Here is a 16,023-nt window from a genome sequence, read left to right on the forward strand (position 1 = left end):
GTGCTTAATTTCATCTATTGGCCAATTTCCGCAATCTTGTGGTTCTGGCACAAAGTGTTCTCGCTGGTGCTTGACCCCAACTGGGGTGTGACCTGGCTGCTGTCGATCGTCTTCCTGACGTGGACTATTCGTATTCTGCTGGTTCGTCCGATGATGAACCAGATGCGTTCAGCGCGCAAGATGCAGGAAATGCAGCCGCTGATGACGGAAATCAAGAACAAGTACAAAAACGACCAGCAGCGCCAAATGGTCGAAATGCGCAAGGTGCAAAAGGAAATGGGTGTCAATCCCCTAGCCGGCTGTCTTCCGCTGTTTGTTCAGATGCCAGTGTTCATTGGTCTGTTCCACGTGCTGCGTTCTTTCAACCGAACCGGTACGGGCAAGTTCCAGTTGGGTTTGAGCATCGAGCAAAACCGTCAGACTGCGAATTACATCTTCTCCCCCTCTGATGTGCAGAGCTTCCTGGATGCTCGCTTCTTCGGCGTTCCCCTCTCGGCCTACATCTCCATGCCGGATTCTATGTATGAGGCCTTCCAGCCGGTGGACTTCACCCGCACGAAGATCATCATGGTTGCGGGCCCATTGATTCTGCTGACTGCTACCGCAACGCACTTTGTTGCGAAGATGTCGATTGCCCGCAATGCGCAACGTATCGCCAGCGGCAAGCAGAAGGCGCCGCAGAATGACATGATGGCGCAGCAGATGCAGATGATGAACAAGATGATGGTCTGGTTTATGCCGGGCATGATTTTGTTCACCGGTGCTGTGTGGCACATCGGCCTGCTGTTCTACATGCTCTCCAACAACATCTGGACCTTCTTCCAGCAGCGTTACGTCTTCGCGAAGATGGACCGTGAAGAGGAAGAAGAGCTCGCAGCCAAGCGTGAGGCTAAGCGCGCCAGCGCCCCGAAGCCGGGTCAGCGCCCTCAGAACGCTAAGAACAAGAAAAAGAAGAAGTAGGCAGCGTTTCACGTGAAACAAGACGTCCCAGCAGCAGCTGAAGAAATTTTCGGAGACAACCTCCCGAAGGCAATCCGCTATCACGAGTCCCTCGCCACTGATGGAAACATCCGCGGATTTATGGGGCCTCGTGAGATTCCGAAACTGTGGGATCGTCACATCCTCAATTGCGCCGTGATTGGGGAAGCCATGCGCCACGGCATCAAGGTCACCGACATCGGTTCTGGGGCGGGCCTGCCGGGCATTCCCTTGGCGATCGCCCGCCCAGATCTCGACATCACCCTGATTGAGCCGTTGCTCAAGCGCAGCACTTACCTGGCTGAGATCGTCGACCAGTTGGAGCTGCCCAACGTGACTGTGGTGCGTGGCCGCGCCGAGGACAAAGCTATCCGTAAGCAGGTTGGTCTCGCTGACGTCGTGACCTCCCGCGCGGTCGCTCCCCTGGGCAAGCTGGCGCACTGGTCCTTGCCGTTGGCGAAGGTTGGCGGCCGGATGACGGCGATGAAGGGCGAAAGCGTGGCGGAAGAATTGGATCGTGACGCCGCGATTATCGCGAAAGCAGGCGCGGGGGCGTCCAAAATCTTTGTGGTTGGCGAGGGCTTGTTGCCTCAGCCGACGACGTTGATCAGTATTGAGCGCAGGCGTTAACCCCGGCCGTGGATTAGTCCGCGATGTGCGATAGGGTTAACGGGTACGCTTTATGAATCTTCTTCGCACTTTTGAGGGGCTTTAATGGACGAGGTTTGGGACGACACCCCTATCGCAGCCGCAGCTCAGAGGGCTGCCCAGGTGCAGTCAAATACCTTGAGCATGCCCCGGCCCGATAAGGTCCGTAAGCTGACTGTGGCCAACCAGAAGGGTGGCGTCGGCAAGACGACGTCTTCGGTGAACCTCGCCGCGGGCCTTGCGGTGTGTGGGTTGAAGGTCCTGGTGGTTGACCTTGATCCGCAGGGTAATGCGTCGACTGCTTTGGGGGCGGAGCACCGGGCAGGCACCCTGTCGAGTTACGAGATGCTCATTGGTGAGTGCACTCCGGCTGAAGCTATGCAGCCCTCCCCTTTCAATGAGAATTTGTTCTGCATTCCAGCGACTATTGATTTGGCTGGTTCGGAAATCGAGCTCGTGTCGATGGTGCGCCGCGAGTACCGCTTGTCGGATGCGTTAAACGAGAAGTTCTTGAGCGACCACGGTTTCGATTATGTCTTTATCGATTGTCCCCCGTCACTGGGGCTCTTGACGATTAATGCGATGACTGCAGTGACCGAAGTATTGATCCCGATCCAGTGCGAGTATTACGCGCTGGAGGGTGTGGGTCAGCTGCTTAACAACATCACGATGATCCGTCAGCATTTGAACCCTGAGCTGCATATTTCTTGTATTTTGTTGACGATGTTTGATGCCCGCACAAAGTTGGCTGAGCAGGTCGCTGACGAGGTCAAGGGTCATTTCGGTGACGTCGTGTTGCGAACGGTGATTCCTCGTTCGGTGAAGGTTTCCGAGGCTCCGGGTTATGGGCAGACGGTGTTGGAATATGACCCGGGTTCGCGTGGTGCGATGGCTTATTTTGATGCGGCGAAGGAGATCGCGACTCGCGGTGATTACCCGGCTAGGGGTGATTCTCCTGTGGGTGCTGCCCCGCAGGGTTCGGTTTCGGCTGATGATGGTGAGGAGAAGTAGCCATGGCGTCTAAGCGTCCAGCAAAGCGTACGGGTGGTTTGGGTCGTGGTTTGGCGGCGCTTATTCCTCAGGGCGATCCTGTGGATAATGACGTCGCGCCAACCGCTGCTGACAAGGCGGCTTCTGGTGCTGAATCTGCTGGGAAGTCGAAGGGGGCGCGGGGAGCACAGTCTTCGAAGGCGGCTTCTTCGGAACGCAAGGTAGATATGACCAATGTGGTGCCGGGGGGTAAGTCGAAGCCTCGTTTAAGTAGTGGTGCCGCGAGTGTGTTATTGGGCGATGGCCCGCAGAATACTGCTTCTTCGGGCCGTGCTGCGGAGGCTGCCGCTAAGGCTGGCACGAACGTGGATAGTTTTGGTGCGGTTTACGAGGAGCTTCCGATTGGTGCGATTGCGCCGAACTCAAAGCAGCCTCGTCAGGTTTTTGATGAGGCCGCGCTTGAGGAGCTCATCCATTCGATCCGTGAGTTTGGTTTGATGCAGCCGATCGTGGTGCGTCGCGCCCCGCATGGCACTTATGAGCTGATCATGGGTGAGCGTCGCTTGCGGGCGGCGACGAAGGCTGGGCTGAAGCGTATCCCGGCGATTGTTCGTGAGACTGATGACGCGGACATGCTGCGCGACGCGTTGCTGGAAAATATCCACCGTGTGCAGTTGAACCCCTTGGAAGAAGCGCACGCCTATCAGCAATTGCTGGAGGAGTTCGGTGTTACCCAAACTGAGTTGGCGGATAAGATTGGTCGTTCGCGTCCGTTGATCACCAATATGTTGCGTCTTCTACAGCTGCCTGTGGGGGCGCAGCGTAAGGTCGCTTCCGGTGTTATTAGTGCTGGTCATGCCCGCGCTTTGTTGGGTTTGAAGGCCGGTGCGCAAGCGCAGGAGGCTTTGGCTGACAGGATCGTTGCGGAAGGCTTGTCGGTCCGGGCTACAGAAGAGGCTGTGGTGCTGATTAATCGCGGCGATGAGCCAGCGAAGAAGGCGAAGCGTGAGAAGGCTCCGACGCCGGAGTTTTTCACTCAGGCGGCGGAGTCTTTGGCTGATGGTTTGGATACTCGGGTGTCTGTGAGCGTTGGTAAGCGTAAGGGCCGGATTGTGGTGGAGTTCGGTGATAAGGATGATTTTGAACGAATCATCGGGTTGCTCCGGGGAAGCGACGAGCGCTAGCCGATCGAGGGGGCAGCTAAAGCACTTCTTGTTCTAGGAGTTCCGAGAACTTGTAGGTGCCCGTCGGCTGATCGTCATCGTCGAGAAGGTAAAGGCGCTTCACGGCAACAACAATGGCCTCTGCGATAGCGTCACGGGCCTGCGGATCCGTGAGGATCGCGACGTCATTGGGATTGGTGAGGTACCCAAGCACAACGTCGATCGCCGGCATGTACGTCAGGCGCAGAATATCCCAGGTGCGGCCATGATTTCCGCAGTTCGTTAATTCCGTGCGGGCAGAAATCTCACGCTGGATAAAACCAGAGAGTTTCTCACCCGTGATGGAGTTGCTGCCCTTCTCGGAGCCGAAGTAGAACGTAGCGACACCATTGGCTTTGTCGTTGGGGTAGCGGTCGCACTGGAGGCAGAGCATCAGGTCGGCGCCAAAAGCATTAGCGATTTCTGCGCGGTCCTCAAAGGTGGGGTCGTCCATGCGGGGACGGGACATGATTGTCTCCACACCGGCGGCGACCATGCGGCCTTCGATGCGGCTGGCGATGTCCCAGAGGATCTCCTCTTCCGTGATGTCGCCGTAGGGGCCCTTGACGGTGAGGCCCTTGTTCTGGCCACCCAGGCCCGGGTCGAGGACGACGCGTTTGCCGGTCAGGCGGGGGCCTGCGCGGCGGACTTGCTCCATTTCGCGGATGGCATTGGGCGAACCACCAGTGATGCGCAGCCCCAGGTAGGACAGGGCGCGGACGGTGTTTGGCCCACAGATACCATCAGTGTTCAGGCCGTAGTTGAGCTGGTAGTTCATGACGGCTTCGTGGGTGGCGGGGCCGAATTGCCCGTCGACGCGGGAAGAATAGAAGCCTAGTTCGTGCAGTTGATCTTGAAGTTCAGCGACATCATCGCCAACCAGTACTTTGCCCGGTTGGTACTGCAGGACGCGCGCGCCAAGCGTGTAGGAGGCCTCGCGAAGTGCACGCAGGGTGACCTCGCCGATCACACCGTCGGCGATGATGCCGCGGGACTGCTGGAAGGCCTGCAACGCTTGGGCCAAGTGGGCGTCAAAGTGGGTGTCGCTGGCGGAAAAGGACTGTGTGTCGGCACCGTCGAATCCGTCGAGTTGGCCGAGTCGAGCGAGGGTTGCTCGAACCTCTGCGACTCGGGGATCCGAGTCACCAACACGCAAAACCTCAGTCACTGCTGACGCATCCCTTCCATGGGCTCAAGCGGGCACGAAGCACCCACAAGGTGCGCGGGTGCTTACAGCCGTATCATTCTAGGTCTTGTACCTTAATGTTTCTAACAGGCCAGACTACCAGCTACATGAGGCTTTCAAGTTTAGAAACGATGGTGCTCTTGGGCTGCACGCCGGTGACCTGCGCTACGGCCTCGCCGCCCTTGAAGAAGATCATGGTGGGGATGGACATGATCTGGAAGGCGGTGCCTAGTTCGCGCTCTTCATCAACGTTGACCTTAACAATTTTTGCGCGCTCGCCGAGTTCCGCGGCGACGTCGTCGAGGATGGGGCCAAGCTTCTTGCAAGGGCCGCACCAAGGTGCCCAGAAGTCGACGAGTACGGGAACGCCGGACTCGGCTACGACCTGCTTGAAGGTGTCTTTGGTGACTGCTTGTGCTGCGGACATGGGGTGTCTCCTTTAAGTGTTAAAAGCGTTCGGTTTTTAGTGTTCAGCTAGGTAGTGTTCGGCGTCGATGGCGGCCCGGCAGCCGGAACCAGCGGCGGTGATTGCCTGCTGGTAGGTGCTGTCGACCAGGTCGCCCACTGCGAATACGCCGGGGACATTGGTACGCGTAGACGGCTGTGCGACCTGCACGTAGCCGGCGTCATCGGTATTAATGACGTCGCGGACAAGTTCCGATCGCGGGTCGAGACCGATGGCAACAAACATGGCGGTGACGGGAAGTTCCGTCAGTTCGTCGGTGACAGTGTTGCGCAGTTCCAGGCCGGTGACTGATTGTTCGCCAAGGACGCGTGCCACGGTTGCGTTGGTGACGAAGCGGATCTTGTCGTTCGACTGTGCGCGTTCCAGCATGATCTTGGAGGCGCGGAATTCTTCGCGGCGGTGCACGATGGTGACACTCTTGGCGAATTTGGTGAGGAACAGTGCTTCTTCCATGGCGGAGTCGCCGCCGCCGATGACAGCGATGTCGTGATCTTTGAAGAAGAAGCCGTCGCAGGTGGCGCAGGCGGACACGCCACGACCCAACAGTTCCTGTTCACCGGGAACACCGAGGTAGCGGGGTGCTGCACCCATCGCGAGGATGACGGTGCGTGCCTGGTGCTCGACGCCGTCCGCAACTACCGTGTGCACGGGAGTGCCGGTGGCGTCAGCGGTAGTATCCAGGCGGATCTCCTCTACCAGCTCCATACGAAGTTCGGCGCCAAAACGTTCAGCCTGGCTGCGCATCTGCTCCATGAGCTCCGGGCCCATGATGCCCTCCGCAAAGCCCGGGTAGTTTTCCACTTCAGTGGTTGTCATCAGCGAACCACCGTATTCAATACCTTCAAATACGAGGGGCTTGAGCTCGGCACGGGCGGCATACACAGCTGCGGTGTAGCCGGCAGGGCCGGAACCAACAATGATGACGTCGCGGACGTCGGTGGGGTTTGTCATAGAGACCACGCTTTCTGAACTTGTTTCTCCCAGCACCTTACCGCACGGCCCGGTGCTGGCCGCCACCCCCTACAACGCCACCCCCAGGCTGTTTCATTCCCACCCGGCCCCCACGCAGGCTATTCCCACACCTGAGCCAGGACCTCCTTCAGTGCCGCCCGCGCCCGGGCCCGGCGCGACTTCAGCGTCCCTTCCTTGATGCCTAAACCCTCCGCGACGTCATTAAGCGAATATCCCTGTAGGTCGACGAGCTGTAGAGCGGCGCGTTGCTCCGGAGGTAGGCGGTCCAGTAGGTCTTGGATGAAGATCTTTCCGTGGGAGATTTCCTCGCTGTGAGCGGGCTCCTCCCCACGAACATCGCCAAGGTCGCCTTGGTGGCAGACGGTTTCCACCCGGGAGGGTCTGCGGAAGGCATGGTCGTAGGCGACGTTGTAGGTCAAGCGGCGCAACCAGGTGGATAACTGTGCCTCGAAACGGAAGGAAGGCATGTTGTTGACTGCTTTCAGCAGGGCTTCTTGGACAATGTCGTCGACTTCCTCCGAGGTGCGGCAGAATCGGCGCGCGACGAAACCCATCATGGGACGGTAGCGGCGGACGATCTCTGGCATGGCCCAGGGCTCGCCCCGCAGGTGCGCCTGCACCAGCTCTGTATCCATGAGTTTTTGCGCCGCGTCGCTAGACGACTCCCCCACAACAAACCCCCCGTAGTCCCCACATCCCCATAGGAAAAACAAACAGTTCTTCAAGAATACAACAAGCCCTCGGGGCGTGTGGCGGTTTTTCAAACCGCTCACCCCGAGGGCTCGCCGAGCTAAGTGTTTGCGATGCGCCTGCTATTTGCCGGCCACAGTCAATTGGGACACCCGCACGCCCTCCCCGGGCATCTCCGCTACAGAACCATCAGGGTGCAGCACAGGCTCGGGGGACACCCACACGATGATCTCCGAATACTCCTCCTGCCCCGACAGGGCGATCTCCGTCACCGCATCCGGGTTAGCCGAATCGGGGCCACCGACCATGCCCTCACCCAACAGCACCGGCGGCGTGTTGCCTTTCGCACCAAAAACCGACACCTTCGTCGACACACCCTGCGCCTCCAACGACAGCCTGGTCGGACGGATCGGAGTCTCAAGCGTCAACGCCACACCTTCAGCATCCAACGCCACCCAAGGGTCCTCCTTGTTCACAGCAAGCTGTTCCGAACCCGGCCAATGCCGCGCCGACACAACCGTCGCCACACGACCAGAATCCTGCACAACCTTCGGCGCAACACTAGCAATCGGATCGGATGCCACCGGGCCATAAGGGCCACTCAAACGACCCAAAATCAACCACACCAACGCCGCAGCAGAGAACACAACAATCATCACAGCTGAAGCCAATACAAGCTTGCCGCCCGTGGAATAACCCCGGGAACCAAAACCAGCAGACAGCGGCGGCACCGGAGCCGGCTGGGTCTCCCCCGCACCCAACAAACCACTACCGGGCTTCTCCCACTGCTCAACCTCAGCTACCTCATCCAAATCCAGATCAGTCAGCTCATTAAATGCCCGGTGCGCAAAACCAGCCGACGCAGGAAGCTCAAAGCAGTCAGACTCTTCCCCACTAGCCGGATCACCACAATCCGCAGCATTAGTGGCCGCAGCAAGGCCCGCGACGTCAACACCCAAAGACAACAAATCCTCGGTGAACACCAACGGGAACGCCAACACCACACCATCGGAAGTCAGACGCAACTGCTGCGCCGACGCCAAAGGCAAAGCATCGAAAGGCTGCAACGCCTGCGCCAACTCCGCGTGCGAAATCAGCTCGCGCTCCTCGGCATCCACAAGATCCACGCCCTCGCGCCACGGGGTGACAACCAAATGCCCCTCGCGGTAAGGGAACACACGAACCCGAACGCCACAGTGCTTCGCCAACGCGCGCGTCGCCTCCACATGGATACCGTGAGCAAACGCAATAGCCACACGCTTATCGCCCTCGCTCGCAGCCCACAACTTCGCGCCCTCCCCCGGGCCGTGCTCGCCGGCGATCTCACCATGATTGCTCAACAGGCGGAACGCACCATTAGCGATCGGCGCGCCGGGCAGCAGACGCGGCATACGAACCTCCCCAACCGACAGCGGCGGCAGCTCCAGAAGCTCCGGGGTTTCCTGTGCACGGCCGCGGCGCAGACGGTTTTTCACACCATCCAGCACCGCCAACTCCTCCAACTTGGAGCGCGACAGCACCAACGCCACAGTCGCCAAAAACACCGTTCCCGCGACCGCGCAGTACAACAGGTACGACAGCGACCGCCCCATGCCCTGATCCGGAAGCAGACGATCCAACAGTGGCTGCACAGCGAAACGCACCAACGGAACCGCAACAATCACACCAGCGATTGACGCGCCCAGCGACCACGCCGTTGTCCGCGCAATCGAACGACCATTGAGCGGCCCAAGCTTACGGCGCAGAAGGAAGGAACCAATGACAGCACCAGAAATAAAGCCGAAACCATTGGCGGCACCCAAAAGGATAACGACGTCGCGGTCACTGCTGGCTACCACGGGCGCCAGGAGGCTCAACAGCACCTTTGTCGCGGTGATACCAGCGATGATGTATGTGGGCGTCCACGCTTCCTCACGGGCGTAAAACACGCGCAAATGCAGCAAAACAATCGCGTAAGGGATCAGGGTGAAGGAAGAAAAGCTCAACGTCAAGCCCAGGATGCCCGCGCTAGTGGCGTCGAAGGCGCCGTAGGCGAACAGTGCTGTTGCCAGCTGGGGGCCGAACACGGTGAAGAAGACGATCACCGGGATCATCGACAGCAGGGTGATCTTGGTGGCCTGGGTGAGGTCGTGGACGACGGCGCGGTGGTCGCCATCGGCTGCGTTACGCGATAGGCGCGGCATGATCGCAGTCAGCAGGGTCACGCCAATAATGCCGTAAGGCACCTGCAACAACAACCAAGCCTGCTGGTAAATAATGGGCGCACCAGCAGAACTCATGGACGCAATACGGGTTGTCACCACGTAGCCGAGCTGACTGATCGCGACATAAACGACGATCGCCAACGCCATCCCACCGAACTGCTTCAGGCGATGGTCGATTCCCCACAGCGGCCGCAGATCAATCTTGAGCCGCTTCAACGAAGGCAGCAAAATCAGTGCTTGCACAACCACACCCAACGTGGTGCCCACACCAAGCAGAAGAATGTGTGGATCAGCCACACCAGCAGGAGCATCTGGCGTTAAACCACCAGGCAGCGTCCAATACAATCCCAGGACGCACAAAACCACCACGTTGTTTGCTACCGGCGCCCACGCGCCGGGCCTAAACACAGACTTTGTGTTCAATACGGCCATGAACAGTGAGAACATCCCGTAGAACAGGATTTGCGGTAGCAGCAGGTAGGCAAAGGATGTTGACTGGATCAAGTTGACCTTGCCGTCCGTATCCAACATCAACCGCGTCAGGAGCGGAGCCCCCAGAATTGCCAGCAGTGTCACACCCACCAGCAGAGTTGCAGACAGTGTGAACATGCGGCGGATGAACTCCGCTCCACCGTCTGGGTCTTCCTTTTCCGCTCGGACGAGCACCGGCACCACTAGTGATGTCAGCACCGCACCCAGCACGATCTCCGTAATCAGGTTGGGCAGAGTGTTGGCTGTGTTGAAAGCCGAAGAGATCGCCGGGCCCATCGTCGCACCAATAGCGACGTTGCGTAAGAAGCCAGTCATGCGGGACAGCAGCGTGGCGATAGCCATCGAGCCACCCGCGCGCACCACGTCCTTATCGGATGCTTTCGCAGAACGCTCTGTTGGTGCACCACTGTCCACCACTGCCTCGGCTCCGGGGCCGCGGGCAGGAGCGTTGTTCATGCCGGCTTCACTCACTGGGGGGTTAGGTCGGATGATTCTGCTTCGAGTACTCATAGGGGTACTTATCGCTTTCTTTTGCCAAAAACTACCAGTGCACGGATCACCACAAGAGCGATGCCCACGGCGATGATGAATCGCCACGGGATGTGCGCAGTCTGGACACGAATGTCCACAGGTTCGCTAATCGTATTGCCTGATTCGGTTGCAAGCCACAATTTGATGCCTGAGTCGCCCGGCAAATCGGCGGTCATTTGGATGGTGATGGAGCCTTGTGCAGGTATGCGGACAGTGTCCGGCACGTGGATCGTGGCCCCCGGGGCGTCATAAAGCACGCGGGCGTCGATGGGTAGGGGTAGGCCGTTGCGGCCGACGATCAGCAGTGGTGAGCTGTCGGATGTGCGGGTGTAGACGTTGCCGGGAGGCAGCAGGCTGACGCTGTTGCGCAGTTGTTGCAGCGTATCGCGGTTTGCGCTCAGGATGTTGTCGCTGCGCCGGACGGCTTGGGTGTGGGTGTGCATCGATTGGCGGTCGTAGAGCGACAGCGCGCGCAGAATGTCGTAGCGCAGTGGTTGGGTGAATTCTGTGTTGGTGAGTGTGATTTGTGGATCGTTGACCATCAGGGTTGTCAGGTCGTCGATGTAGCCGGATTGTTGACGGGCTCGCACAATTTCTGTGTCTGTTAATGACGCCGGGGAGTCCACTATTTCTGGTCTGTTGCGCGGTGCGGGTGTTGGGGTGGCACCCCGGTCGATTGCTTCGGTGGCGGCGTCGAGGATTGCGTGGGCGTCTTGTGGTGTGACGCGGGTGGGCATGATGAGGGTGTTGCCTTGGGAGGCTTGCAGTTGGATTGCTGCTTTGGCTGTGAGCCTGCGGGCTTCTTCGGAGTCGATTGTGTAGTCGTAGCGGGTGGTGGGGTCCGAGGTGGGTGTGGTGATGGGGTCTGGCCCCATGGCGTCGAGGGTTGCGGCTAGCGCGAAGTTGGTTTGGGCGTACTCGTAGCTTAGGGGGGTGACGCCAAGGATGTGTTCGATGGCGTCTGCACCTTGGAAGGGGTCCAAGCCGGAGCGTGATGCTGCGTTAATGTCTGCCCCAGCAAAGGGTAGTGAAATAATACAACCAGGTCCTGACGCCGCGGAAGGTATCGGGCCCGCAGTTCCTTGCCCATCATTGTTGTGCCCGGCGTCCTCGCCTCCATTGTTTGCTTGGGGCGCCCCGTCTTCGCCAGGTATGCCCGCGGGAACCGCAGACGGTTGGTTGTTTTTAAAAGCAACCTCAACGAGGTTGTGTAACTCCGACATAAACTCCACCGCCGGAGCCGGATCACCCTCCTCAAAACGCGGCTTATCCAACCACCACGAATCACGAAGACGAATAGTCTCATCCACCGGCGACGTACGACGATCCGCAATCCGATACCCACGCGACATCCGATCAACCGCCAACAACACCTGCGGATCCAACGCCAAACACCCAGCAGCCCCCGTACGCTCCCCCAACACAAAATCACGATACGCACGCAACGTCTCCGTCAACGGCGCAACATCAAAATCCTCCTCCAAAATCAACGGCTGCTGCTCCGGAGCCTCACCCGTCTCCCCCGGCAACACACGAACAGGCGCCGCCAACGGCACCACAACACTCACATCCCCCACACTCGCCATCTTATGCGGCACCAACAACCGCTCAGAATCCAAATAAGACTCCTGCCCCTCCACAACCCCATTGATATTAAACAAAAACGGATACACCCCAGCATCCTCAACCCGTGGCACATCCACCACCACATCAACATCCTCCCCCGCAGCAACAGACCCCACCCGCTGAAAAGGCTCAATAAAACTAAACAACGACTGATCCCCCGCCAACAACACCCGCGCTTGCTCCACATCAGCCAAAGGATCACTATGCTGCACACGCACCACAACATCAGACACAGCCCGATCCAAACCATTATGAACACGCAAACGCGCCTTAGCCCCAAGCCCCCCAAACTCCACCAAACGCACCGTCACACGCGCATCACTATCCTGCACACGCGCCGAAGGATCAACCCACCACGACCGCATCACAGGATCACTAGGATCCACCGGATTCGGCAACGGCTGCGCCACACCAACACCAACCCCCCACGCACCCACAACCCCACACACGCACGCACACGCCACCCGACGCAACAAGCCACCACTCATCGCGGCGTAAGCCTCCCAGCAGCCCTCTCCGCCCGCGCCAAATCCGGCAATAAATCATGCGCAAGACGAGCCAACTTACGCTCATCCGCATACGCCAAACGCTCAAACAACTCCGTCGACGGAACCCACGTCACCTCCGTAACCTCAGGATCCTCATCATTAAGCTCACCATCCACATAACGCAACAAAAAATGATGAACCGTCTTATGAATCCGCGTCCCCTCCGACACAAACCAATAATCAATCACACCAAGCGAATGAAAAACCTCACCATGAATACCAGTCTCCTCCCACACCTCACGCTCAGCCGTCGCCTCAAACGTCTCCCCCGGCTCCACATGCCCCTTAGGCATAGACCACAACAACCGCCCCCGACGATCCACACGGCCAATCAACGCCACATACACAGCCGACAAATCAACCCGGCCATCATCACCCACAGCCTCAGCCAACCCCGACACAACCAAACCACCAGCAGACGTCTCATTACTCGTCTGCATACGCGACGGCGGCGCCGCAACAGGCCTCATCGGCCGCTTAGGTATACGGCGTCTCTTCAGCGGTCCCGGCTTCGTGCTCATTATGATTATCGTAGTCCATCCGCCCGGCCTGTAAACTCACAACAGTGACCCAGCACGACAGCCGCCAACCCGCCCCCACACCTACCGACATCGCCGAAGCCCTCAAACCCATACAAAGACTCGGCGAACTCTTCGCCCAAGCCGGCCACCCCATCTACCTCGTCGGTGGCAGCGTACGCGACCTCTACCTCGGACGCCTCGGCACCGACTACGACCTCACCACACCAGCACGCCCAGAAACCACAGAACAAATCCTCCAAAAATACTGCAACACAGTATGGGACACCGGCATCCGCTACGGCACCATCTCCGGCGAACGCGACGGCCTCCAAATCGAAATCACCACCTTCCGCAGCGACAACTACGACGGCATCACCCGCAACCCCGACGTCCAATACGGCGACACCCTCGAAGGCGACCTCATCCGCCGCGACTTCACCTGCAACGCACTCGCGCTGGACCTAAACACCCACCAACTCCACGACCCCCTAAACGGCCTCCAAGCCCTCAAAGATCACCTCCTCGACACCCCCCAGCCACCCCAAGTCAGCTTCAACGACGACCCCCTACGCATGCTCCGCGCAGCACGCTTCACCTCCCAACTCGGATTCACCGTCACCCCACGCGTCCACCAAGCCATGACCACCATGGCCCAAGAAATCAACCGCATCAGCACCGAACGCATCACCACCGAACTCAACAAACTCATCACCGGCAACCACCCCGAACAAGGCATCGACCTCCTCGTCACCACAGGCCTCGCCAACCACATCATCCCGGAAATCCCCGCCCTCCAACTCACCCCCGACGAACACCACCAACACAAAGACGTCTACGCACACTCACTCACCGTCCTACGCCAAGCCATCGACCAAGAAACCCAAGGCCCCGACCTCATCCTCCGCTGGGCAGCCCTCCTCCACGACATCGGCAAACCCAACACCCGCAGCACCAAACCCGGCGGCGGCGTCACCTTCCACCAACACGAAGTCGAAGGCGCCAAACTCACCCGCCGCCGCCTCCGCGCCCTCAAATTCCCCAAACAACACATCAAAGACATTTCACAACTCGTCTACCTACACATGCGCTTCTACGGATACTCCGACAACCAATGGACAGACTCCGCAGTACGCCGCTACGTCAACGACGCCGAACACCTACTCGACAAACTCAACACCATCGTCCGCGCAGACGTCACCACACGCAACAAAAAGAAAGCCACCCGCCTGCGCAAAGCAATGGACAACCTCGAAACCCGCATCGAAGAACTCAAACAACAAGAGGACCTCGCCAAAGTCCGCCCCGACCTCGACGGCAACGCCATCATGAACATCCTCGGCCTACCCCCCGGACCCCACATCGGCAAAGCCTGGAACCACCTCAAAGAACTCCGCCTCGAAAACGGCCCCATGACCCCCGAAGAAGCCGAAGCAGCGCTCCTCACCTGGTATGAGCAAGAGTTCAAATAGCCTGAGGGCGGGGGTTGCGGGGTATGCGCCGCTCGCTAGGCTTCGGTCCGGCTGCTCCCGCGGCCGGTCCTGCAGAATCGCTCGCAGCGCATCCCCCAAACCCCTCCTCCACCTCTCGAACCTTAGATGGGCGTAGAGGGATCGTTCATCCCGACTCTGTCGCCCCCTACAGGCTGGCCAGAGCCTTTGCCCACAAAGCCCTAAAGTGCTCCGCGTCAACATACTCAAACGAAACATCAGGGAAATCCCCATAAGTATCCGGATGCGGAACAAACGGCTCCGGAACATTCATATTCTTGCTCTCACCCTGCTGCGCATAGCCAACAAGGCGGCCATCACGAACCTCCACAATCCGCAGCATCTGACACAACGTCGGATCATCCGTCGGACTAAGCTCCGCGATATGCTCCATCCGCGTCTCCGGCACATCAAAAATCAACTTAACGTACAGAACATCACCTGATGCTTGAGGGCTGCTTGGAGTACTCATGCCGCTAGTCTAACTGCTTCGCATAACGCCCTGCCAGGAACGAACACATCATCAACTGAACCTGGTGAAAAATCATCAGCGGCAGAATCAACAAACCCAAATTCGCACCACCAAAAACAACCGCAGCCATCGGCAAACCCGTGGCGAGAGACTTCTTCGTCCCGCAGAACTGAATCGCCTTCACATCCTCCTCCACAAAGTGCAGCCGCGTCGCCACAGCCCGGGTAAGCCACAACATCACAGCCACAAGCACGACCGCGAAAGCTACAAGCCCTACCAACTCCACAGCACGCACCGTGCCCCAAATACCCTCGACCATTCCGGCTGAAAACGCCGAATAGACAACCATGGTGATCGATCCGCGGTCGACAATCTTCGTAGCCTTATTCTTCGCAAAATCCTTAACCAAAGGCCTCAATAGTTGACCTACGACAAATGGGAGCAGCAGCTGGATCGCGATGTCCGCGAAGATCTTCGGGCTGAGCGTCACACTTCCGCCCATCGTTATCATGACGAGCACCGGGGTAAGCACCACACCAATGAGGTTCGATGCAGAGGCGCTGACGATAGCCCCAGCGACGTTTCCGCGAGCTATGCTCGTAAACGCGACGGAGGATTGCACCGTTGAAGGTACAAGCGTGAGATATAAAATCCCCAGGTAAAGGGGCATTCCAAACACTAAGTGCAGTGGCCTAAGTGCCACACCTATCAAAGGGAAAACGGCATAGGTAAAAGCCAAAATCGTGAGGTGTAGACGCCAGTGCTTCAGGCCAGCTAAGGCTTCTTGCGGTGACAGTCGAGCCCCGTAGAGAAAAAATAATAGAGCGATGGCTAGCTTGGTGGCTAAGCTGAAGTGCTCCGCAAACTCTCCCCTAGCCGGCAAGACGATGGCCACGATTACTGCGCTGATGATGAGCACAATGAGTGGATCAAGGCGCTCGAAAAAGTTCTTCACCTTTGCCCCGGCTGTCGTGTGTGGTGTGGTCATGTGCCTAGCTTATGCGCTTGGC

At 58.6% G+C, this 16,023-nt stretch carries 14 protein-coding genes; 5 read left to right on the forward strand and 9 right to left on the reverse strand.

Translation table 11 applies throughout. From position 1 onward, the window contains the following. From yidC to L1C91_RS07900, 4 genes are all read left to right on the forward strand, one after another. Positions 1–960: a membrane protein insertase YidC gene (yidC, locus tag L1C91_RS07885; RefSeq protein ID WP_234652915.1), complete on the forward strand. Its 960-nt coding sequence runs from the start codon at positions 1–3 to the stop codon at positions 958–960. A 12-nt stretch (positions 961–972) separates the two neighbouring features. Continuing rightward, entirely contained in the window at positions 973–1,608 is a 636-nt protein-coding gene (gene rsmG, locus L1C91_RS07890; RefSeq protein WP_046205007.1) for a 16S rRNA (guanine(527)-N(7))-methyltransferase RsmG, read from the forward strand. Between the two features lie 84 nt (positions 1,609–1,692). Then, positions 1,693–2,637 (forward strand): ParA family protein, encoded by a 945-nt coding sequence (locus L1C91_RS07895; protein ID WP_234858780.1) that lies wholly within the window; start codon positions 1,693–1,695, stop codon positions 2,635–2,637. Positions 2,638–2,639: 2 nt separating this feature from the next. Then, a complete protein-coding gene (locus L1C91_RS07900) occupies positions 2,640–3,800 on the forward strand; it encodes a ParB/RepB/Spo0J family partition protein (protein ID WP_234858781.1) in 1,161 nt (386 codons plus the stop codon). Positions 3,801–3,816: 16 nt separating this feature from the next. Here L1C91_RS07900 and L1C91_RS07905 read toward each other — a convergent pair whose 3' ends face one another. The 7 genes from L1C91_RS07905 to L1C91_RS07935 form a co-directional block, all read right to left on the reverse strand. Next, positions 3,817–4,986 carry an N-acetylmuramoyl-L-alanine amidase gene (locus L1C91_RS07905; RefSeq protein WP_234858782.1) on the reverse strand — a complete coding sequence of 390 codons (1,170 nt, stop codon included), beginning with the start codon at positions 4,984–4,986 and terminating at the stop codon, positions 3,817–3,819. Positions 4,987–5,107: 121 nt separating this feature from the next. Continuing rightward, on the reverse strand, positions 5,108–5,431 hold the full coding sequence (gene trxA / locus L1C91_RS07910; RefSeq protein ID WP_234858783.1) for a thioredoxin: 324 nt from the start codon (positions 5,429–5,431) through the stop codon (positions 5,108–5,110). Between the two features lie 36 nt (positions 5,432–5,467). Next, complete coding sequence (gene trxB / locus L1C91_RS07915; RefSeq protein WP_234858784.1) at positions 5,468–6,421, reverse strand: thioredoxin-disulfide reductase; 954 nt, start codon at positions 6,419–6,421, stop codon at positions 5,468–5,470. 119 nt (positions 6,422–6,540) lie between these two features. Continuing rightward, positions 6,541–7,113, reverse strand: coding sequence for a sigma-70 family RNA polymerase sigma factor (locus L1C91_RS07920; RefSeq protein ID WP_021012418.1), 573 nt, complete (start codon positions 7,111–7,113; stop codon positions 6,541–6,543). A 141-nt stretch (positions 7,114–7,254) separates the two neighbouring features. Continuing rightward, on the reverse strand, positions 7,255–10,284 hold the full coding sequence (locus L1C91_RS07925; protein WP_234858785.1) for a murein biosynthesis integral membrane protein MurJ: 3,030 nt from the start codon (positions 10,282–10,284) through the stop codon (positions 7,255–7,257). Positions 10,285–10,346: 62 nt separating this feature from the next. Beyond that, positions 10,347–12,473, reverse strand: coding sequence for a hypothetical protein (locus tag L1C91_RS07930; RefSeq protein ID WP_234858786.1), 2,127 nt, complete (start codon positions 12,471–12,473; stop codon positions 10,347–10,349). After that, complete coding sequence (locus L1C91_RS07935; protein WP_234858787.1) at positions 12,470–13,054, reverse strand: NUDIX hydrolase; 585 nt, start codon at positions 13,052–13,054, stop codon at positions 12,470–12,472. The genes L1C91_RS07930 and L1C91_RS07935 overlap by 4 nt, the downstream gene beginning before the upstream one ends. Before the next feature lie 44 nt (positions 13,055–13,098). On the opposite strand from L1C91_RS07935, the gene L1C91_RS07940 reads away from it, so the two are divergent. After that, positions 13,099–14,523, forward strand: coding sequence for a CCA tRNA nucleotidyltransferase (locus tag L1C91_RS07940; protein WP_419178726.1), 1,425 nt, complete (start codon positions 13,099–13,101; stop codon positions 14,521–14,523). A 166-nt stretch (positions 14,524–14,689) separates the two neighbouring features. On the opposite strand, the gene L1C91_RS07945 is transcribed toward L1C91_RS07940, so the two are convergent. After that, positions 14,690–15,013 (reverse strand): hypothetical protein, encoded by a 324-nt coding sequence (locus tag L1C91_RS07945; RefSeq protein ID WP_234858788.1) that lies wholly within the window; start codon positions 15,011–15,013, stop codon positions 14,690–14,692. A gap of 4 nt (positions 15,014–15,017) precedes the next feature. Further along, a complete protein-coding gene (locus L1C91_RS07950) occupies positions 15,018–16,001 on the reverse strand; it encodes a bile acid:sodium symporter family protein (RefSeq protein WP_234858789.1) in 984 nt (327 codons plus the stop codon). Positions 16,002–16,023 lie beyond the last annotated feature (22 nt).

Origin of the sequence: Corynebacterium argentoratense (assembly GCF_021491455.1) — a bacterium.
Taxonomy (GTDB): Bacteria; Actinomycetota; Actinomycetes; order Mycobacteriales; family Mycobacteriaceae; genus Corynebacterium; species Corynebacterium argentoratense_A.

What these genes read in the sequence shown, in the direction of transcription:
- L1C91_RS07895 (WP_234858780.1), top strand. Translation starts at nt 1,693, where the DNA reads ATGGACGAGGTTTGGGACGACACCCCTATCGCAGCCGCAGCTCAGAGG.
- L1C91_RS07900 (WP_234858781.1), top strand. Translation starts at nt 2,640, where the DNA reads ATGGCGTCTAAGCGTCCAGCAAAGCGTACGGGTGGTTTGGGTCGTGGT.
- trxA (WP_234858783.1), bottom strand. Translation starts at nt 5,431, where the DNA reads ATGTCCGCAGCACAAGCAGTCACCAAAGACACCTTCAAGCAGGTCGTA.
- trxB (WP_234858784.1), bottom strand. Translation starts at nt 6,421, where the DNA reads ATGACAAACCCCACCGACGTCCGCGACGTCATCATTGTTGGTTCCGGC.
- L1C91_RS07925 (WP_234858785.1), bottom strand. Translation starts at nt 10,284, where the DNA reads ATGAACAACGCTCCTGCCCGCGGCCCCGGAGCCGAGGCAGTGGTGGAC.
- L1C91_RS07930 (WP_234858786.1), bottom strand. Translation starts at nt 12,473, where the DNA reads ATGAGTGGTGGCTTGTTGCGTCGGGTGGCGTGTGCGTGCGTGTGTGGG.
- L1C91_RS07935 (WP_234858787.1), bottom strand. Translation starts at nt 13,054, where the DNA reads ATGAGCACGAAGCCGGGACCGCTGAAGAGACGCCGTATACCTAAGCGG.
- L1C91_RS07945 (WP_234858788.1), bottom strand. Translation starts at nt 15,013, where the DNA reads ATGAGTACTCCAAGCAGCCCTCAAGCATCAGGTGATGTTCTGTACGTT.
- L1C91_RS07950 (WP_234858789.1), bottom strand. Translation starts at nt 16,001, where the DNA reads ATGACCACACCACACACGACAGCCGGGGCAAAGGTGAAGAACTTTTTC.